Source organism: Microbulbifer regidiadema (SeqCode), assembly GCF_052467605.1.
Window position 1 is genome coordinate 2,472,819 of sequence record NZ_CP174316.1, and the last position, 19,894, is coordinate 2,492,712.

At 52.8% G+C, this 19,894-nt stretch carries 21 protein-coding genes; 15 read left to right on the top strand and 6 right to left on the bottom strand.

Features of this window, described 5'->3' with window-relative positions; genetic code table 11:
- Positions 1-16: 16 nt before the first annotated feature.
- The 3 genes from ACJJIF_RS11445 to mnhG are packed head-to-tail and all read left to right on the top strand — an operon-like array spanning position 17 to position 1,153.
- The gene (locus tag ACJJIF_RS11445; RefSeq protein WP_444928478.1) at positions 17-490 is read left to right on the top strand and encodes a Na+/H+ antiporter subunit E; all 474 of its coding nucleotides are present in this window, start codon (positions 17-19) and stop codon (positions 488-490) included.
- Positions 490-828 (top strand): cation:proton antiporter, encoded by a 339-nt coding sequence (locus tag ACJJIF_RS11450; RefSeq protein ID WP_444928479.1) that lies wholly within the window; start codon positions 490-492, stop codon positions 826-828. Before ACJJIF_RS11445 ends, ACJJIF_RS11450 begins: the two co-directional genes overlap by 1 nt.
- Positions 812-1,153: a monovalent cation/H(+) antiporter subunit G gene (gene mnhG / locus ACJJIF_RS11455; protein WP_444928480.1), complete on the top strand. Its 342-nt coding sequence runs from the start codon at positions 812-814 to the stop codon at positions 1,151-1,153. The genes ACJJIF_RS11450 and mnhG overlap by 17 nt, the downstream gene beginning before the upstream one ends.
- Positions 1,154-1,156: 3 nt before the next feature.
- Here mnhG and ACJJIF_RS11460 read toward each other — a convergent pair whose 3' ends face one another.
- The 4 genes from ACJJIF_RS11460 to ACJJIF_RS11475 are packed head-to-tail and all read right to left on the bottom strand — an operon-like array spanning position 1,157 to position 3,915.
- Positions 1,157-2,257 carry a 5-(carboxyamino)imidazole ribonucleotide synthase gene (locus ACJJIF_RS11460; RefSeq protein WP_444928481.1) on the bottom strand — a complete coding sequence of 367 codons (1,101 nt, stop codon included), beginning with the start codon at positions 2,255-2,257 and terminating at the stop codon, positions 1,157-1,159.
- A 12-nt stretch (positions 2,258-2,269) separates the two neighbouring features.
- Entirely contained in the window at positions 2,270-2,761 is a 492-nt protein-coding gene (gene purE, locus ACJJIF_RS11465) for a 5-(carboxyamino)imidazole ribonucleotide mutase (protein ID WP_444928482.1), read from the bottom strand.
- Between the two features lie 6 nt (positions 2,762-2,767).
- Positions 2,768-3,697 (bottom strand): sodium-dependent bicarbonate transport family permease, encoded by a 930-nt coding sequence (locus ACJJIF_RS11470; RefSeq protein WP_444928483.1) that lies wholly within the window; start codon positions 3,695-3,697, stop codon positions 2,768-2,770.
- A 2-nt stretch (positions 3,698-3,699) separates the two neighbouring features.
- A complete protein-coding gene (locus ACJJIF_RS11475) occupies positions 3,700-3,915 on the bottom strand; it encodes a hypothetical protein (protein ID WP_444928484.1) in 216 nt (71 codons plus the stop codon).
- Between the two features lie 113 nt (positions 3,916-4,028).
- On the opposite strand from ACJJIF_RS11475, the gene ACJJIF_RS11480 reads away from it, so the two are divergent.
- The 3 genes from ACJJIF_RS11480 (at position 4,029) to ACJJIF_RS11490 (ending at position 8,566) form a co-directional block, all read left to right on the top strand.
- Positions 4,029-4,958, top strand: coding sequence for a LysR family transcriptional regulator (locus ACJJIF_RS11480; protein WP_444928485.1), 930 nt, complete (start codon positions 4,029-4,031; stop codon positions 4,956-4,958).
- A gap of 338 nt (positions 4,959-5,296) precedes the next feature.
- The gene (locus tag ACJJIF_RS11485) at positions 5,297-6,061 is read left to right on the top strand and encodes an OmpW/AlkL family protein (protein ID WP_444928486.1); all 765 of its coding nucleotides are present in this window, start codon (positions 5,297-5,299) and stop codon (positions 6,059-6,061) included.
- Between the two features lie 144 nt (positions 6,062-6,205).
- A complete protein-coding gene (locus ACJJIF_RS11490) occupies positions 6,206-8,566 on the top strand; it encodes an autotransporter family protein (protein WP_444928487.1) in 2,361 nt (786 codons plus the stop codon).
- A gap of 58 nt (positions 8,567-8,624) precedes the next feature.
- Here ACJJIF_RS11490 and ACJJIF_RS11495 read toward each other — a convergent pair whose 3' ends face one another.
- Positions 8,625-9,542, bottom strand: coding sequence for a glycosyltransferase family A protein (locus ACJJIF_RS11495; protein WP_444928488.1), 918 nt, complete (start codon positions 9,540-9,542; stop codon positions 8,625-8,627).
- Positions 9,543-9,724: 182 nt separating this feature from the next.
- Entirely contained in the window at positions 9,725-10,627 is a 903-nt protein-coding gene (locus ACJJIF_RS11500; protein WP_444928489.1) for a bile acid:sodium symporter family protein, read from the bottom strand.
- 307 nt (positions 10,628-10,934) lie between these two features.
- Between ACJJIF_RS11500 and ACJJIF_RS11505 the strand changes: the two genes are divergently transcribed.
- From ACJJIF_RS11505 to ACJJIF_RS11545, 9 genes are all read left to right on the top strand, one after another.
- On the top strand, positions 10,935-11,888 hold the full coding sequence (locus tag ACJJIF_RS11505) for a DUF1853 family protein (RefSeq protein ID WP_444928490.1): 954 nt from the start codon (positions 10,935-10,937) through the stop codon (positions 11,886-11,888).
- Between the two features lie 135 nt (positions 11,889-12,023).
- Positions 12,024-12,581, top strand: coding sequence for a GbsR/MarR family transcriptional regulator (locus ACJJIF_RS11510; protein WP_444928491.1), 558 nt, complete (start codon positions 12,024-12,026; stop codon positions 12,579-12,581).
- A 291-nt stretch (positions 12,582-12,872) separates the two neighbouring features.
- Positions 12,873-14,261 (top strand): cytochrome ubiquinol oxidase subunit I, encoded by a 1,389-nt coding sequence (locus ACJJIF_RS11515; RefSeq protein WP_444928492.1) that lies wholly within the window; start codon positions 12,873-12,875, stop codon positions 14,259-14,261.
- On the top strand, positions 14,258-15,277 hold the full coding sequence (cydB, locus tag ACJJIF_RS11520) for a cytochrome d ubiquinol oxidase subunit II (protein WP_444928493.1): 1,020 nt from the start codon (positions 14,258-14,260) through the stop codon (positions 15,275-15,277). Before ACJJIF_RS11515 ends, cydB begins: the two co-directional genes overlap by 4 nt.
- A 206-nt stretch (positions 15,278-15,483) precedes the next feature.
- On the top strand, positions 15,484-16,176 hold the full coding sequence (locus ACJJIF_RS11525; RefSeq protein WP_444928494.1) for a TetR/AcrR family transcriptional regulator: 693 nt from the start codon (positions 15,484-15,486) through the stop codon (positions 16,174-16,176).
- A gap of 310 nt (positions 16,177-16,486) precedes the next feature.
- Positions 16,487-16,738: an HP1242/YdcH family protein gene (locus ACJJIF_RS11530; protein WP_444928495.1), complete on the top strand. Its 252-nt coding sequence runs from the start codon at positions 16,487-16,489 to the stop codon at positions 16,736-16,738.
- 126 nt (positions 16,739-16,864) lie between these two features.
- Complete coding sequence (locus ACJJIF_RS11535; protein WP_444928496.1) at positions 16,865-17,467, top strand: glutathione S-transferase N-terminal domain-containing protein; 603 nt, start codon at positions 16,865-16,867, stop codon at positions 17,465-17,467.
- A gap of 169 nt (positions 17,468-17,636) precedes the next feature.
- Positions 17,637-19,220, top strand: a complete 1,584-nt coding sequence (locus ACJJIF_RS11540; protein WP_444928497.1) for an ethylbenzene dehydrogenase-related protein — start codon at positions 17,637-17,639, stop codon at positions 19,218-19,220.
- A 128-nt stretch (positions 19,221-19,348) separates the two neighbouring features.
- The gene (locus ACJJIF_RS11545) at positions 19,349-19,861 is read left to right on the top strand and encodes an Lcl C-terminal domain-containing protein (RefSeq protein ID WP_444928498.1); all 513 of its coding nucleotides are present in this window, start codon (positions 19,349-19,351) and stop codon (positions 19,859-19,861) included.
- Positions 19,862-19,894: the final 33 nt, after the last annotated feature.

Here is a 19,894-nt window from a genome sequence, read left to right on the forward strand (position 1 = left end):
GGGGGAGTAAATAGAGATGCGTGCTTTTTTATTAAATTTACTGCTCGCGATCAGTTGGTCCGCCCTCACTGGCAATGCGTCCATGACAAATTTTTTCTTTGGCTTTCTAATCGGTTTTTTGGCCCTGCGGGTCTCCCCCAGGCTGCCCGGTTCGCAAAGCTATTTTGCCCGCCTGCCACGCCTGGCCCGGCTGTGCTTTTTCTTCCTTGAGGAGCTGGTTTTATCCAGCCTGCGCGCCGCCTACGAGGTATTCTCGCCGCGCTTGCAAAGCAAACCCCTTATCGTGCGACTGCCGATCGAGAAACTGGATAAAAACCAGATTTTTATTCTCACCAACTTAATTTCCCTGACACCGGGCACTATGGTATTGGATGTCACCCCCAATAATGATGCCTTAATCGTACACACCATGTTTGTCAGTGACCCCGATGCCTTCCGCCGGGAAATTAGCGAGGGATTTGCCCGGCGAGTGAAGGAGGCGGTATCCTGATGTTTCTCACGATTATCGATATTCACTCGCCCCTGGTCGCAGCGGCAATCAATATTGCCTCCTTGCTGCTACTGTTGGCCCTGGTGATGTGCTTCCTGCGTATCGCACTGGGCCCCACACTCGCCGACAGAGTGGTGGCTCTGGATGTTCTCAATATTCTCGCGGTGGCTTACTGCGCACTACTGGCCATCGCCTCGGGGCAGCCGGTCTACCTGGACGCCGCTATCGCCCTGGCCCTGGTGGCTTTCTTGGTAAGTGTGGCCTTTGCCCGCTTTATTGAGAAAAGTGGCTCACGCACAGTAACTCACGCGCATAAAGATCATGATGACATTGGATGAGATTTTTATCGCCCTGATCATTCTGGTGGGCAGCTTTTTTGGCTTCAGTGCCGCTTTGGGCTTACTGCGAATGCCGGATTTTTACACTCGTATGAGTACATCGGGAAAGGGCGCCACAGTGTGCTGTGGCTTATTGTTGGCGGGTGTGGCAATTCTTTTTAGCGACGCGCAGGTAACCGCCAGGGCTATCGCGGCTATTTTATTTTTACTACTCACGGTGCCAATCGGTGTCCATATGATTGCCCGGGCAGCTTACCGGGCCGGCACCCCCATGTGGCGGGGTACCGGTTCCAAGTTCAAGAGTCCGACGCGCGATATTCAGTAGCGACTAAATCTTCTCGCCGTACAGCTCTTCAATCATACTTTCGCTGCGCTGGCGCAAATGATCCATATCTGCGTCCTGTATGATGACATGACCCATTTTGCGCCCAGGGCGCAGGGCTTTGCCGTACAGCCAAACACCATCGTTGTCCTGCTGCGGGGCCACATCAACCCCCAACATATTGACCATCGCAACCGGTTGCGGACAGCTGGTATCCCCCAGGGGCATATCCAGTATCGCGCGGATATGATTGGCAAATTGGCTGGCCTCAGGGCCGACAAAGGTCCAGTGACCGCTGTTGTGAACTCGCGGTGCCACTTCGTTGACGATCAAGCCGCTCTCACAAACAAAGCACTCAACGGCCAAGACACCCACGTAGTCCCAGTCTTGCAGCAAAGTCTCCAGGTAACCCTCGGCGGCGCGGAGCAGCTCCGGGTTATTGTAGGGTGCGGTAGACAGTAGCAGGGTGCCATTGCGGTGGCGATTTTCCGTCAGCGGGTAGGCTTTAATTTCGCCGGATGCGGAGCGGGCGCCGATAATGGAGACCTCACAGGCGAAATTCACCCCGGCCTCGACCACACATTCCTGATCCCCAGCTTGGGGAATCGCAGCGTCCAGGTCCGCCGCGCTCTTCACACACCACTGGTTTTTGCCGTCGTAGCCATTTTCACAGCTCTTGATAAAGGCCGGGTAGCCCAGTTGAGCGACGGCTTGCCGCAGTTCTTGCTCACCCCGCGCCGCAGCGAAAGGAGCCACGGGCAGACCCGACTGGGTGAGGGCCCGCTTCTCGCGCAGGCGGTGCTGGGCCTTCTCGGTAATATGCGGGTCCGGGTATACCGGACAGAAGGCCTGCAAAGCGCGCAGCAAGTCCACACTCACCTGCTCTCTCTCACTGGTAATCACTTCCGGGCGCCCGAGGGCCTGATACAACGCCTCCGCGTCCTGTCCGGGTTCCATCTCTACGATAGTCCCCAGTCCCTTAACACAGTCAGTATTTTCACCGGTCTCGGCCAGGAAACTAAACTCCACGCCGAGGGGTTGCCCCTCTTGGGCCATCATCTGTGCCAACTGCCCACAGCCAATAATGGCGACTCGTCTCTTACTCACAACGATCTCCTATCACTCAACCGTGATCGGAACTTGCTCGGTCTGGCGCTCGCGCCAAGCGATCAGGCGTTTCTGCAACTCCGCATCGGCCAAAGACAGCATCTGCGCAGCCATCAAACCTGCATTGTAGGCACCAGAGGCACCGACCGCCTGGGTGGCTACCGCGACACCGCGAGGCATTTGTACGATAGACAACAAGCTGTCCATCCCCGTCATAAAGCGGCTCTCAACCGGCACCGCGATTACCGGCAGGGGCGTCATAGCAGCGATCATACCCGGTAGGTGGGCAGAGCCGCCGGCACCGGCAATAATCACTTCGGTGCCGGATTCGTGGGCGCGGCTGGCAAATTCAACCATGCGCTGGGGAGTCCTGTGAGCAGAAACCACGGCCGTGGCAAAGGGAACTTCAAGCTCTTCCAAAGGCTTAGTCGCGTTGCTCATGGTGGCCCAATCTGAGCGGGAGCCCATTACGATGGTGACTTTTTCAAAGGGAATCGGCTTCACTTGCGATTAACTCCAGTATTGAACTAGCGCCAGATAGACGGGTATCGCCACCAGCACATTGAAAGGAAAAGTAACGGCCAGGGACAAAGTGATCGACACACTGGCATTGGCCTGCGGCAGAGCAACGGACATAGCTGCGGGCACAGCAATATAAGAAGCACTGCTACCGAGTACCGCAAGGAGGAAAATACCACCGGGAGACAGTCCCATTAAGCTTGCCAAGGCACCGCCCGCCGCACCACCAATGAGCGGCATAAAGATACCAAAGCTGAGTAAGAAAGCTCCCTGCCCGCGTACATCGGCGAGACGCGCCGCAGCGACACGCCCCATCTCCAGCAGGAAAAGCGCCAATATGCCATGAAACAGGGTGCCAAAGAAAGGCATGACAGAGGCGGTGCGCTCACCGGCCCAGGCGCCAATCGCGATACCGCCGAGAAGCAACATCACTCCCTGGTTACAGGTGACCTCGTGAAATACCCGGCGCTTGCCTCCATTCCCCATGGATTGGCGCGCCAGGAGGATTCCGATAATGATCGCCGGTACCTCAAGCAGGGCGACAAACAGCGGGAAGTAAGCTTCGTAGTCGATCTGCTGTGACTGCAACAGCGCCACAGCTACCGCATAGGTGGCAACACTGACGGAACCGTAATGAGCCGCAGTTGCGGCGGCGTCCACACGGGACCACTTGCCGATCCAGCGCAAGATAGGGAAAGCCAGCAGGGGCAGCAGAGCGCCAAAGGCGACTACCGCCAGGGCTTGCGGCACCAGGGTCGCTGCGGAATAGGCACTCAGGGCGGCGCCGCCTTTCAGGCCGATCGCAATTAGCAGGAAGATCACACAGCTCTGGTAGAGGCCCTTGGGCAAGCTCAAATCACTGCGCACCAACTGGGCAAAGGCACCCAGTAAGAAAAAGCCGACAACGATATCCAACTGCATCTCTAGGGCTGTCCCCGGCGCTGGTGGGCGCGACCCGTGGCGATACGTATGCGCTTGGGCGTTTGCGCCATCAGCCAGTAAGCGACGTTGGCCAGCACGACCACCAAGCCCACAGCCATCAGCGGAACCCCGTTAATACCGGCGAGGTTGACTGACAGGCCTACACAGAGCACGACTAAGCCGACAATGACACCAAAAAAGAGTTGTGATCGCTGCATCGATAATGCCCCTATTGATTGTTGAAGTAGGCGCATTATCAAGATTGCTATTGATAGATAAAAATAGATATTTATTATGCAATCCATAACTCAAAATCTATATAGGTGATGTTGTGCCCCTCAACCGAGCGCACGCCCGTATCGGCACCGTCCGCCAGCTGGAAATCCTGCTCTGTGTGTATGAGCAGAGCAATATCAGCGCTGCCGCCAGGGCCCTGCATCTCACCCAGCCCAGCGTGTCGATGCAGCTGGCCAAACTCTCCGAGGCGGTGGGCCTCCCCCTCTACTATTCGGTGGGCCGGCAACTGCAATTTACCGAGGCCGGGCTGACCCTGGTGGAGAGTGCCCGGGAGATCCTGAAGAGCTACGAGTACCTGGACCTGAAGCTGTCGCAGCTGCGCGGACTGGACACCGGCAGCTTGCAACTGGCGGTGGTGACCACCGCCAAATACTTTATCCCCCACCTGATCGGCGAGTTTTACCAGCGCTATCCGCGACTGGATATTCACTTCAGGGTGGGCAACCGCCAGCAGATTATCGATTACACCGGTGAGGATGAAGACGATTTCTACGTTTTCAGCCACCCACCCAAAAGTCAGGATCTGGAGCTGGTCGAATTTCTGCCCAATCGCCTGCTGGCAATCGCCCCGGAAAATCACCCGCTGGCTTCCCGCAAGCGTATCTCCCTGCACGAGTTTGCAGAGTGTCCATTCCTGCACCGGGAAGAGGGCTCCGGTACCCGCCACGCCATCGAGCAATTCCTGCACAAACGCAATATAGACCTCAAGCTGCGCATGACCATTGAAAGTAATGAAGCCATCAAGCACGCGGTGATGTCGGGATTGGGGGTCTCGATTCTATCGGAGCACACCCTGGCATTTGGCGGGCGCGCGGGCTTGTCCATACTCAATGTCGAGGCGCTTCCCATTGTCACTCACTGGTATTTGGCCCGGCGCAAATCGCGTCCCCTGTCACCGGCGGCACAGAAGTTCCTGGAATACGCCCGCAACCTGGAAAAGGTGCCCCTGGGCAAACTCCCATAATTCCACCTTGCTCCCCGGCAGCCCCCTACCGGTGCTGCGAGCCTGCCCCAAACCCAATCTGGGGTAGGCAAGTTCCGCAGCGGGCCGGCGCTACAATTTAGTCCTCAAAATTTGAGAAATTCCCTGCGCGCTGGCTCAGCCCTGCTACTTTTTTCAGTACTTAGGGGGTCTCCGAATAATTCTGAAGGCCCCTTGGGGCGGTCTCTGAAGACTGCGGAGGTAGTGCGAAATTATTCAGGGGCTCCCCCAGCCAAAGTAGCACCAATATTCACCCAGTAAAAAACTGGGGCAGATTCTCTGTTGTATCTGTGTCCGACCTCGCCAAGATGGATAGCACGATGACTGCAAAAGACTTTAATAAAGGCATAATTACCCTACTCTTTACCCTGTCAACACTCTCCGTTCAAGCTGAAGATAATTGGCGCGATGTCGATTGGGGGGAATTTATTGTTCGTTTCGGCCTGACTTATGTTCAGCCAAACGATGAGGGCACTGCGCTTAAATACCGGGTTTTACAGCAGTGGGATTTATACAACAGCAGCTGGAAAATCGATTCGGCCCATGCCTGGCAAATATCTGCGGTCTGGCGCCCCAACGAGCGCTGGGGTGTTGAATTAATGCATATTAATGGCGCCAACTATGGCGCAAAATTGGATAACTTCACCGGCAATCCCGGGCGCAGCCAAATCCAGATCGGCGATTTTAGCACCGCCTCTACTCTACTCTTTGCCAACTGGTATTTCCTGGACCTCTCCTATCGAATGCGCCCCTACGCGGGCGCGGGGATTAACTACACCAATTTCCACAACGTGGAAATTAGCCATCAGTTTGACGAATACCTGTTAGATTCCGGGCTGTCGGTCGCGCCGGGATCACTCAATATGGGGCACTCCTGGGACTGGGGGCTACAGGCGGGGGTAGACTTTAATTTCGATTTCCGCGACTGGAAATACCCTATCCTGCTCAACTTATCCACAATGTATTATCTGGCGGACACCAACATTACCGTCGATTTCCCCACAGAGTTGGGTAGGGATCGCCTCTACGCCCACTTTGACTACAACCCCTGGGTTATTAATTTTGGCATTGGCACTAAATTTTAATTAACCGCTCTATTTGAGTGGGTCGCGCAGCAACGAATCGCTCTCAGCTGCGCGCAGTGTATTTTTCCTTCAGGCCCAGTCGTTACTGCGCCGTTACACGGCCACTATTTTTGGCAATAATTTGGCGCGATAAAAGGAATAACCGTGTCACTGACCAACACTGGATACCGGGTTTATTTCCCCAGGCGCTTGCAGCGGAGCCTGCTCGCTCTGACAATTCCCCCGCTGGTTATTTGCGCCAGCCAATCTCTGGCACAGTGCAATCCCGGCAACAGCGGAACAGCCGGTGCCGATCAAATTAATTGTGATGAGAATAATGATCCCAATGGCGCAAATATAACTAGCTTCGCCGGCGACGACCGCATCAGCCTAAGCGGCGGCACCGCAGACAATGTATTTGCCGGTGACGGGAATGATGAAATTTATATTAGCGGGGGAATAATTACCCAATTAGCCGACGGTGGTGCCGGCAACGATACAATTATTCTCGATGAACGCTCCAGTGATGTGGGCACCTATCAGGGCGGCGGAGGCATTCACGGCGGCGCTGGGGACGACACCCTGACCCTGCTCGACGGGCTGTCCTTTCACGTCTGGGGGGGAGAGGGTAACGATACCATTACCCTGGATGGCGGTTTTATTTTTAACTACCTGGATGCCGGTAGTGGCGATGATTATATCTACTGGGATGAGGGGATCAGCAACGAAGTTCGCGGCGGCTCCGGGTCAGACACCCTGCTAATTGATGCGCACTCTTTCGATGGCGATGTACTACTGGATGGTGGCGATGACCTCAGTGCAGACGATGGGGAGATTGACCGTCTAATTTTTAAATTGGACTACTCCGTCGATGGAACCCTTCTACATAATTGGGAGAGAGTCTCCGTCTGGGGCAGCTCTAAAATGCACTTTAGCGGCAACCTCGCAGTTGGCGGGGGGCTCGATACGGAGGGCAACCCCCTCGGTCTCGATATTCGCTGGGGTGGACAGGCCTCTTTTGACGGTGAGCGCTATGTGGTGTCCGGTGATATCTCCAACAACGGCACCATTAACTTGTCCAACAGTCAATTCAATACCCTGGTAATCGCCACAGACAGCCAGGGTAACTACGGCCATTACCGCTCCGACAACGGGCGCCTGTGGCTCGACGCAGCCCTCGGTGATGAATTCTCGCACAGTGATCAACTAATCGTGGAAGGCGACAGCAGCGGCACCACGACCCTTGTAATATTTAACCGCGCCGGCAAGGGGCAGCGCACAGGCGGAGAGGGGATTAAAGTGGTCTCGGTGGCAGGGGACTCCAATGCCCAGTTTATCCTGGCGGGGGACTTTGTCAGCAAAGATAATCAGCCGGCAGTTATCGGCGGTGCCTATGGCTATACACTGCACCAGCACGGCAGTGCGGAAAACTCCGATGGCAACTGGTATCTGCGCTCAACGGTGGATAACTCCTCAGTATTTCCCAACGGCGGTATGGCGCGCTGGCAGCCCGCCTCGGTGCTCTACGAAACCCTCCCGCAAGTGCTCAGAACACTTAATATCCCCACCTCACTGCGCAGCCGCCTGGGCAACCGCTACTGGGTCGCGAGCAGCTACTTGGACCTGGTCACTAGCGAGTACAGCGACGCCCAAGAGCAGGCTGTAGACCGGCGGGGTTTGTGGATCAGGAACTCCGCCCGCCACACAACCCTCTTCCCCAAGGAGTCCAGCACCCGCGCCGACTGGAAACAGCGCTATTACCAGATACAAGTGGGGGTTGACCTGCCTATCGGGGTCTCCGTCTATGGCAGCCAACTGATTGGCAGCGCAGCGCTGCACTACGGTGACTCCAAAAACGAGGTCAACTCATTTTTTGGTGATGGCTCTATCGACGCCAGTAACTATGGTGTCAGCGCTTTTATCACTTGGTATGGCGCAGGGGGCACTTTTATCGATAGCCAGTTAAAGCTGAATTGGTTTGATTTTGAAATGGATTCCAAACCACTGCGCCAGCTCGACAATAGCGATGAGGCATTTGGCTATGCCCTATCGATCGAGGGAGGCAGGAGCTTTAGGCTGCGGGACTACTACTCCTGGACACCCCACGCCCAATTAATCTACACCTCGGAAGAGGCCAATGATTTACAGGATATCTACGGGGTGCAAACCACAGATATCAACAACAATGGTTTCCTCTTGCGCCTGGGCAGTATCTTTGAAAAACGCAAGAGCCAACACAAAAGCAGTCACAATATGTATGGCTCCCGCCCTCTGGAAAGGTTTTCCCTGTTTGTAACGCCGAGCCTAATTTACAATGTCGATCAGAGCACCGACCTACTGGTATCCGGGGCCCGCCTCAAGCAAAAACCAGATACTTGGTACGGCGAATTGCGCCTGGGCGCCAGTTACGATGAGTGCGGGGACCACTGCTCCATCTATTCAGAAATTTATTACAGCAGCAGTCTGGAAAATTGGGGGGATAGCTTTTCTGGGGGGCTGGAACTGGGTTTTCGCTATAAATGGTAATACCAGATTAAAGCGACAGCTTTGTAAAAAACCAAATTTTCTTCGAGTCACAACGCATTTACTCTAACAGCAATCGCGCCAGCTGATACTCAGAAAAAACGCTGCGTATTTTTCTATCATTGCCACTTTTCCCCTTTAAATTTTGCTTTTTTAACCCGCTGGCCTGGCATCCGGGAATGGTTAAAAACCTATCCCGCCAAAAACGAACGTCCGCGACTCTTGCGCAGCGGACCCCCTGCCGCATACTCATGGCTTTGAGCCAGATATCATCCGCATTGGGACACAGCGCTAAAAATTTGTCCTTATTCAGGGCGTCGGGGTGCAGTGCACCGGGGTAATATAAAACACCTCCAACTCCGGTGGGAAAAACCCGGTAGGAGGGTTTAACATTCATATCGCAGCGCCAGCTCTCGCGCGTTGTCCGCCATTGGCGATAAGGCAATATATTGCCCTGTTTATCGACAGCAATTCTGTGGGCGCGATGGCAAAAAATATACTCTGGGGATTTTATATATGACTGATATAGCATATCGATGGTATCCACCGGATAGAGGATATCGTCATCCACCGTGATAATCAGGCTATCGGGAAACTGCTGCAGTGCATAAAAATACTTTGTATAAGGCCCCAGATCTTCATCGACAAATTCGACCCGCAAGCCCCGCTGCAACTGTTTCGTCAAAAGACTGGGCAAGCTGTGCCCGGGAAACTCTTTAACCGATAACCAGAGGACAATTAAATCTGCTTTGAGGGATTGCTGAAATAAACTCTCAATACACAAGTGAATATCGTGAATACGCTTACCGTAACTCGTTAGCGACACAATAATATTGTGTTTAGCCGTATTACCCACACCAGAAGTATGACTCCCCAGGGCCGACTGCTCCAATAGGCGCCGCCAATATAAAGCATCTAATTTTAGGTTATTATTGATGGTATTTTTCTTACTGCGCTTCGGCGCAAAACCCTTAAACATATACTGATATTGAAACCCTGGGATTGATACATCTCGATGCCAAGGCCCTGGCAATAATAGCTACACTAAAACAGCCGCTAAAACGATAGCGGCTCACCAATGCCTATGGGAGCCGCTTGCCGGGGTTGAGCATACCCTCAATAGTACAGGTATGGCCCAGTTTTCAGTAAATGCAACATTTCCTAGCCTATTTCACCGGTCTCCCCGGTCTCAGCGGGGGATTTTCTCTCTGCGCTGCGGCGGCCATATAGCGCCAGTAGAATACCTGACGGGAACATCAATACACCGTAGACCGCTGAGGGCACTGACATCTCACTGGAGTGCAGCAGGGTAAGCGTGACCATCATTCCGATAGTGCTGTTTTTAATGCCGAGTTCCGTGGCAATCGCCACCCCCTCCCGCTTCGACAGACCAACTATTCGACTGATTAAAAGTCCCAGTATCACACCGCACAGATTCAATAGAATGACCGAGGGCCCCGCCTGAATCATCAAGTCTGCGAGGCGATCGCGAATCCCCCAGATAAGCCCCGCCACCAGTGCCAGCAGCACCACTCCACCAAAAATACTCACAAGCCCCTCTGCCCGGCGAGCCAAGTGTGGCTTCCAGGCGCGGAATAACATTCCAATAACGACCGGTAAGAGGACAATACTGGATAACATCGCCACGGTGCTGGCAAAAGGCAGGGCGATGCTCTGCTCGGCACCAAAGTAGGTGCGAAGCGCATAATTAGTGAAAAGCGGTAAACTGGCGATAGTAATCAAGCTGGCGGAAACCGTTAACACAATGGAGAGCGCCACATTGCCGCGAGCCAGCAGAGTAAACAGGTTTGATGTCGTACCTCCCGGGCAGGCCGCAATAATGACCAGGCCGACAGCAATGGCCGGTGGCAAATTTAACCCCCAGCACAGGGCTATCGCGATTGCGGGCATCAGCAGGATTTGCGCAGAGGTGCCGACGATAAGGCCAACCGGTTTGACCGTGACCTGGTGAAAGTCCCTGGCGGTTAGGGTCATCCCTATACCCACCATGATAATAAACAGCGATATAGGCAAACCGATCGAGATAAGGGGGCCTGACTCCATGATTGTCTCCGCTAACAGTCACTGAACAACCGTACCCAAGCCACATCAGCAGCCAGTACAATAAAGTTTGCACTGGAGAGAGATAGCGACAGCAAGACAGAAACACCTCTGCCAGAGGCGTTATTTCAACAGCGCTAATACGCTGGTTATTGGGGCATTCGGGTAGAGGGTTAAAAGTGTAATTATTATTTTTAGCTGGTGAAGTATTCTCCAATAAGCTCAGAGCCCCCCACCAATCCACACTCTATTTTTGGTGTCTCTGTAGCTCTCACTTTCACAGACACCTCAGGCAATATACAGAACTTTAATGGCTCAGGAAACGCAACCCATCACCACGATCCCCCCCTCGCTACACGGGCGGGTAGATCACTGGAACAACCTGCTCTGGTCTGTGGGCAGCGCTGATATTCCCCCAGGCGAGGCCTCCATTGCAGGGATAGGCGCGGCAACTAAACTGCCCTGGCTCCCATCCGCCCGGCGAGTTGAGCTACTGGAATACTTCTGCCGCGACCGAGTAAAAGCGGCGCTCGCCCCGGAGCTGCAAGATTACCTGCACACACTCAACCGCAATAAACCCAATTATCGCCTGGGCACATATTTTGAGAGACTCTGGTCATTTGCTTTTCGCCAACACCCAGACTACGAACTGCGCCACCAGAACCTCCCCCTGAGGAAAGATGGCAAAACACTGGGCGAGCTCGACTTTGTCGTACAACACCTGCCCAGCAGGCGTTGTGAACACTGGGAGATTGCGGTGAAATTCTACCTCCAGGTGGCAAGGCATCACTGGGTAGGCCCCGGGCTCAAAGACCGGCTGGATATCAAACTGGCGAGGATGGCAGATCACCAACTCCCACTGATTCGCACACCGGGAGTGCAGTCACTGCTGCGAGATCACGGCTTGCAGATAGATCGACAGTGGGCGCTGATGCCGGGAAGGCTCTTTAAGCCCCTGAATACACTTCAACAGCTATCCAACCACCCCTTCTGGTGGGCGCCCTTGTCCGAGTTCCGCGCGCTCTGCCAGGATCAGCCCCCCTTTGCTAGCCACGAGTGGCTGCCACTTCCCAAACGGGCCTGGCTGGCACCGCAGGGCCATCTCGCGGGTATCAGTGCAGAGCGCTTGGTGGAGACATTGCGCTCCACAGGGTTTACCCAACCCCTGTGTATCGCGGCTATTGATTCCAGCGGCGAAGCCTGCCGAGGCTTTATCGTACCCGATGACTGGCACCGGCGCGCCGAAGCGGGCTTGCCTCCTTAACGTCAATCACTCCCAACCGCTCCGAGCGAGCCCGCGATGCCTCCTGGTGGGGCTCGCATTATTTTCACGCTGGGTGATTGACATAAATCAATTTACATTTACAATTTTCAGAAATTTCTGAAATTTAAGAAGTAAATGAAACTATCGAATCAAGCCCAGGCATTCGTACTGCACTTTGGGGAAATGGGGAGCCGCTGGGGGTTCAACCGCACGGTGGGGCAGATGTTTGCCCTACTCACCATTCACCCCGCACCTCTGAACGCCGAGCAACTGGCCCAGGCTCTCAAAATCAGCCGTGGCAATGTCAGTATGGGGCTCAAGGAATTGCAGGCCTGGCGCCTGATTGAATTGCACCACCAACCGGGCGATCGCAAAGACTATTTCACCGCCGCAGGGTCAATCTGGGACCTCGCCCGCACCGTCTTTGAAGAGCGCCGCAAACGGGAGCTCGATCCCACCCTAAGCCTACTGCGCCAACTGCTACTCAATGAGCCCCAGGATGAACTGGATGCCCAGGCCCAGGAAAAAATTCAGGAGGTGTACAGTTTGCTGGAGCTACTGGAAGAGTTTGCCAACACCCTCAGCAAGCTAGAACACCAGGACCTGCTTAAATTGATGAAGCTGGGCTCCGGTATCGTCAAGCTGCTGGAGCTCAAAAGTAAGATAAGCGGTGGACAGAGCGCCCCCGGTTAGCCCGCAAAACACCGCTGCGGGCAATACCGCAGTCTGCAAAACACTTGTTCCGGGGAGAAATCCACAGGGCCAATTCTACGGCCAGTAACCCCGGCATATTTTGACCCGGCAGCAGATAGCTGCCGGGTCAAAACGGCACAAGGCCGTGCCGCTGCCGATCCAAGATCGGCTCCTGCAAGACTGTATACGCGGGAACATACACCTGCCTCTATATTTTCTTGCAGTGCCAATTAGCACAGGAGGTGCTTATTGGCTCACTGGTTCAAAGATCTCAGACCAGCAGAGGCTCCCATGTTAGATACCCTGATCCTATCCAGGATACAGTTTGCCGCCAATATCAGCTTTCATATTCTCTTTCCTACAATCACCATTGCACTCGCATGGATCATTTTCTTTTTTAAATTACGCTACGACCAAACCAATAACCCGGTGTGGATGCGCGCCTATCGTTTTTGGGTAAAGGTCTTTGCCCTGACATTTGCCCTCGGCGTGGTCAGCGGTATCACCATGTCCTTCCAGTTCGGAACCAACTGGCCGGGCTTTATGGCCCAGGTCGGCAATATCGCCGGCCCACTGCTGGGCTATGAAGTACTGACTGCGTTTTTTCTCGAAGCGACCTTCCTCGGTATTATGCTGTTTGGCATTAATAAGGTGCCCAGCAAAATACATACCCTGTCGGCATTTATTGTCGCGACGGGAACCACACTGTCCGCCTTTTGGATTATCGCCCTCAACTCCTGGATGCAAACACCCGCCGGCTTCGAGATACGCGATGGCGTCGCCTACCCGGCCAGCTGGCTGGAAATTATCTTTAACGCCTCTTTCCCCTACCGGCTCACACATATGCTGCTCGCTTCGGGCCTGACGGCATCGTTCTTTGTCGCGGGAATTTCCGCCTATCGAATCCTCAAGGGAGACCCCAAGCGCGCCCCCCGGCTCGCCCTGAAGACCGGACTGACCCTCGCCGCCATTTTTATTCCGATTCAAATCTATGTCGGTGACCTGCACGGCCTCAATACCTTTGCGCACCAGCCGCAAAAAGTCGCGGCGATGGAAGGGGTTTGGGAAACGGAACGCGGCGCCCCGCTACTGCTGTTTGCGCTCCCCGACGGGGAGGAAAAAACCAACCACTGGGCGATTGGCATTCCCAAAATGGCCAGCCTGATCCTCACCCACGAGTGGGAGGGGGAAATCCGGGGGATCAATGAATTTCCCGATAATCACCCGCCAGTTGCGCCGATCTTTTTCGCCTTCCGCATTATGGTGGGCGTGGGCATTCTCATGCTGCTGACCGCTTGGACTGGGGTTTACCTCCTGCGCAGAGGCGAACTGCCCCAGTGGATGCTAAAAACCCTGGTCGCGATGACGTTTTCCGGTTGGGTTGCCACCCTGGCCGGTTGGTATGTCACAGAGATTGGCCGGCAACCCTGGCTGGTTACCGGAGTGCTGAAAACCGCCGATGCGGTCACCTCTGTTCCGCCCTCACACGTGGGGTTTTCCCTCGCCCTGTATTTAGCTGTCTATGTGATATTGCTCTTTGCCTACATAAGAACCCTGAAAGTGATGGCCCTGAAATCTGTAAAAGTTGAAGAGTTTGAAACCCAGGAGCTATCTGCCGGTAGCAGCCTGAGCAACCTGCATAAAGACACTGAAGGAAATACCCGGGGAGAGAGCAAATGACAGATAGCGCATCTGCCGCAGCTTACTGGCTGCCGGTCGCCTTTGTCGCACTGATGGGCTTGGCGATATTGGTCTATGCCATACTCGACGGCTACGATCTGGGGGTAGGCATACTGCTGCCCATGCGGGAAACCGATGAATCGCGCAGAGATACCATGATCGCCTCCATCGGCCCGTTTTGGGATGCCAATGAAACCTGGTTGGTACTGGCGATCGGGTTGCTATTGATCGCATTCCCGATCGCCCACAACTTGGTATTAATGCATCTGTATATTCCCGCAGCGATTATGTTGGTCGGGCTTATTATGCGGGGAGTCGCATTCGACTTTCGTGCCAAAGCTGCCATCGACAAGAAATTGATTTGGGATAGGACCTTTAAAGCCGGGTCGATTATTACCAGTCTGGCACAGGGCTACATGCTGGGACAATACGTTATCGGCTTTAAGCCCGATTGGTCTGCACAACTATTTTCAGCGCTGAGTGCCCTGGGCGTTACCGCCGCCTACGCCTATATAGGTGGCGCGTGGCTGGTACTTAAAACCGAAGCGCAACTGCAAAAACGGGCCGCGATTTGGACTCGTCGCGCCGGCAGAGCCACTCTGCTCGGGGTGATCGCGGTATCGACTATCAACCCGCTGGTAAATCCTACGGTATTTGATCGCTGGTTTACCTACCCCCTGGTTATGTTTGTACTGTTGGTACCCACGTTGTGTTTTATTGCCTTTATCTTCAATGACATCCTGCTCGCCCGCATGCCAAAACCGGCCGACAGACATAAAGCCCTGCCCTTTTTCACCGTGGTCTTTATCTTTCTGCTGTGCTTTAGTGGTCTGGCCTTCAGCTTTTTCCCGGATATTGTCCCCGGCGAACTCAATATTTGGCAGGCCGCCAGCGCTACTGCGTCTTTACAATTTATTCTTGTGGGGGCTGTTATCGTAGTTCCCGTTATTCTTGCCTATACCGTTTTCTCCTATTACGTCTTTCGCGGAAAGGCAACAGAGCTACATTACCATTAAATCACTATTCAATCGGCTGGTAGGAACCCCCTATTAGCCGATTTTAATTTATTAATGTGGAACTATCCCACAAATCAAACAAGTTCTTCTTGCCCGTCCGAATTTGGTACGATTATAATAATCAATTCCAAAAGACAATTTTTTACATGGAAGTAAAGCGTATGCTAGCCCATGGCCAGTGCCGCTTGTCTAAAGGGGGAGGTAATTTGAACCAAATCGATCGACGAGCTATCAGCCGGCGCGATACTGCCAGTCCGCGCAAACCACAACGCAAGAATGGTCGAGAGAAGTATGAAAAGCTTCTTGACGCCCTTGAAGTATTAATTACTGAACAAGATTCTACGGATATCAGTCTGGCAAACCTAAGCCAGGTTGCAGGTGTTCCGGCAGCGTCTGTTTATCACTTTTTCCCAAGTGTAGATGCCAGCTTAACCGCCCTGGCCGAACGTCACTACAAGTCTTTCGGTGACGTGGTTTTAGGCCATTCAGACTTTTCCCCATCGGAAAGCTGGCAAGACATGCTAAACCAGTTGTGCGACCTTGTGCGCAGCTACTACGAAGAGAATCTCGCAGCACTGAAAGTACATTTTGGACCTCAGTCCAGTTGGGCCTTGCGCCAACTACAAATGGAAAACAGCTGGCGCCTTGCAGATACTCTTATTAAGAACCTGTCTCGGGAGTTCGAGTTACCCCCCTCCCAGGATTGGCGAGACCGGTTTATGTGTGCCATCAACATCAACGACTCTTTCTGCTCCCAGTCTTATTCCCGCTTTGGGAAGATAACCGAAGACGCCGCAGCAGAAGGCAAGCGAGCTGCTGCCGCCTACTTAAAGCTCTATCTCGGCGAGCTTTTACAGCGGCGTCAATTGCGCTTCGCCCCTCTGGAGGCCTCCGCCTAAGCGGAACCTTAAGGCGACTAGCCACAATAAAAGCCCGGTTTATAGCCGGGCTTTTTTGTGCCTGCCCTGGCACTCACTCCCCATTCCCACCTGACAAAGCGCCGCTACTAGACAAAACAAGTTGAATACCAATTATTGGTTAACGGAATAGCTTCCATTTTTATATATACCTGACAGCTATATATAACGGCATCTAAACTTCAATTTGTACCTATACTGACAAATAGGACCAGCGCTAAAATTGCATTTTTGTGACTGGTAAGACCGAACCTACACTTTAACCAACTGATACCAATTGCGCAGGTTTCTTATGCCCATTGCTTCACACGAGCTCTCGGTGGATTTCCCAGAATATGCAGACACAATCAAGCAGCTCATGGAAGATGACATACAGTTCAAACTTGAAAACGATATCTACAGCAAACTGGATAAACAAATAAGAGGTCTTCAGGATAGCGGCATCGGCACCGATGACGATCACTATTCCAGCCTCAAAAAACAAAGAGCCTACCTAAAACAGCACCTGTTTCACCGCATCACATCTGCGATTACCCATCACTAGGGTATGTATTAGCAGCAGAGAGCTTCTGCACAATCCACAGAAATATCACTGAGTGATTCAGAGGCTCCTCACGCGGCGAAATTGCGCGGGTACTGGCTGGGAATTCTGACAGGACAGGATTGGCCTATGCATCTGTACTTGACCTTTTCTTCCCCTTTTGCGCGGAAGACCCGTATTGTCGTGCAAGAGCATAATCTGCACGCGGTGGTAACAGAGCATTTCTCTCACCCCTTTCACAATGAAGGTGAGCTAATCTCCAGCAACCCGCTGGGAAAGGTGCCCTGCCTGACACTGGATAATGGCACTTCAGTCATTGATAGTGAGGCTATCTGCGCATTTCTTGATAAAAGCCTGGGCGATGGTCACCTTTCCGCATCACTGGATAAAAACTGGAATCTAGTCACGTTTCACAGCGTCAGCTCGGGGCTTATGGACGCAGCAGTACATTTGCAAATGGAAAAGTTGCGGGCGCGGGAAAATCTTCGCTCTGAATTTTGGTGGCAACGTTACTTCAGCGCAATAGAGCGGTCGCTTGGATACCTGGAAAAGCACTTGGCCATACTGCCTGACGATTTTAGTTTGTCGCATATTAATTTGTGCTCGGCACTATCCTATCTTGATTTTCGCCATGAAAATTTTGACTGGAGAAGTGACCACCCCAAATTAACCGCAATGTCAGAAGCATTGGAAAAGAGAGCGAGCCTTGCCAAGTGCAAGCTACATGAGTAGCTATAAAAATCTCAGCAGGCACTAATTGTAGCGCTCACCCATTCTCTCTTCGCAAGTGGCCACAGCCTTACACCCGACAAGAGCAATCAGCTTAACCGTGCAGCCATCTTATTTTATTAATATAAATGCCACACTTTTCTACTAGCCTCAGCGCTTTTGGAAGCCCCCCATGGCCAAGCAACTGAAGAATACTCTTTGGATCACCCTGCACAGCCTGGCCATTGTTGTAACTTTCACCAGCTTGCTAACCGGGCTGCGGATATCGACCCTAAGCAAATCCAGTATTGGCCATATCGAAGAACTGCTGCCACAGGGACAGGTTCACAGTGTTCACTTTTTTTCAGCGATAGTGATTTCAGCCATCTTTTTTTGCTATTTATTCTACAAATCAACAAGCAAGCTTCAATCTCCCCATAAAAAGAGATCCTACCGTAAAGCATCCGCCAGGTATCACAGGACAATCACTCGCGCCGGTACACTTTGTATTGCCTGCATAGTCGCTAGCGGTTGGATGTTATTTGTTGGTAACGATTACATCTCCACAGCTCGCCAGATACATTTTCTCGCAGCCCTTGGCGTTCTACTTTATATCTTCCTCCACGCCGGTGTTTATCTATCGACCTACGGTCTAAAAATTTTGGGTTATCTGTTACCCAAAATCAGAACAGGCTATCGAACACCTGTAATTTGCTATCTATCGATAGCTTCGATAACAGCACTGCTTTGGCTGCTAATCACAAATAACAGCCACCACCGTCTGACGGCAAAAAAAATAGATCCGGATTTCTTTATAACCATTGATGGTTTAGCACAGGAATCCATATGGTCCCATGCTTCACCCCTGGAGATTTATACCGATGGCGGCGCCAACTTTATTGATGGTAGTTCAACCGTCAGCTTGAAAGCAGCATACAATCAGAAGGAAATATTTTTCCATATCACCTGGGAAGACCCCACTGAAAGTCTAAAACACCTCCCATTAAAAAAAGTGGACTCCGGTTGGGAGATACAACAACAAGGTTTTCAAAATTTTAATGAAACCCGCTATTACGAAGATAAATTCGCCATGCTGCTGTCCAATTCCTGTGAATTTGGCGCCTCGGGCACCTCTCATTTGGGGCGCAAGCCCCTGGCGCAATTACCGGCAAATTGGCATGGCAAGGGCTATCACTACAGTAGTTCAGAGCAAATTCACGATCTTTGGCACTGGAAAGCCGTTAGAACCAATAAAATGCACTTGGCCGATGATAACTACATAGGTAAACCTGATATTGTAAGGCCCGGGGCGCGCCGCTATACCGCAGGCTACCTTCAGGATGGTAAAGAATCCGGTGCCTACCTGATGAACTGGCAGTGGTACTCCCCGAACAAAGTCACACCCAAGCGGCTTCCCAAGCAAGCATCCTCCCTAACCTCATACCAGCATGCAGATTCAAATAGCGACTGGACCATTGCCTGGTTTGAGTACCAACCCTATCAACGCAAAGAGGATACTTACCCCAGTAACACCACCATGCCTTCAGTTCTCTATACCTCCAATCGCTTTGAGGGGGACCGAGCCGATGTGAGAGCCCGCGCTATTTGGCAAGACGGTTACTGGTCCATGGAAGTGGTTCGTAAACTGGATACGGGGTCGACGCTGGATATACCGGTTAAAGATGGTATCTGCCTGTGGGTTTCCGCATTTGACCACTCCCAGATCGCCCACACACGACATGCCCAACCGATAAAACTTAGACTGGCGGAGCAATAATGATTGTGCGTATATTTTGCATATTTCTTATACCTTTATTTGCTATCGCTGCCGCAGTCCTGCACAGCCCAACAGAGCCTCTGCCGACACCGTACCACCTGGTCAAAATAGATAGACAGGGGGCCGCTATGGGGGCCTGGGCTGGGCCCTGGGCCTGTATCTGCGATACCAATACCGGACTTCTCTGGGAAGTAAAAACAGACGACGAAGGCATCCACGATGGAAGCTGGACCTATTCCTGGTATCAATATGAGAACGGTGTCGAAAATAATGGAGACTGTTATTTTGAAGAGAGCCGCTGTGATACCGAAGATTTAATTCGCCATACCAACCGGCAAAAGCTCTGTGCCACACAAAACTGGAGGCTTCCCGATATTACTGAGCTGCGCTCCATTATCCTGCGGGAAAGCAAATCCGGCAGTCCGCAAATAGCAAGCGAGTATTTCCCCAAAACACAGCGGGGCGATTACTGGACCCGCAATGCCGACAGGCCTTTATACGGCGTCTACCAGTATCTGCACACCGGTGCGGGGGCGGTAAACTTTATGAGTGCAAAAACCGTCACAATCCCCTATAGAAACGCCGCTTTTGTACGCCTGGTTTCCAGCCATTCAACGACCTGTAATAAATATCCACAATAATTCCTGCGCAGCGCACCCAATTTTCACAACTAT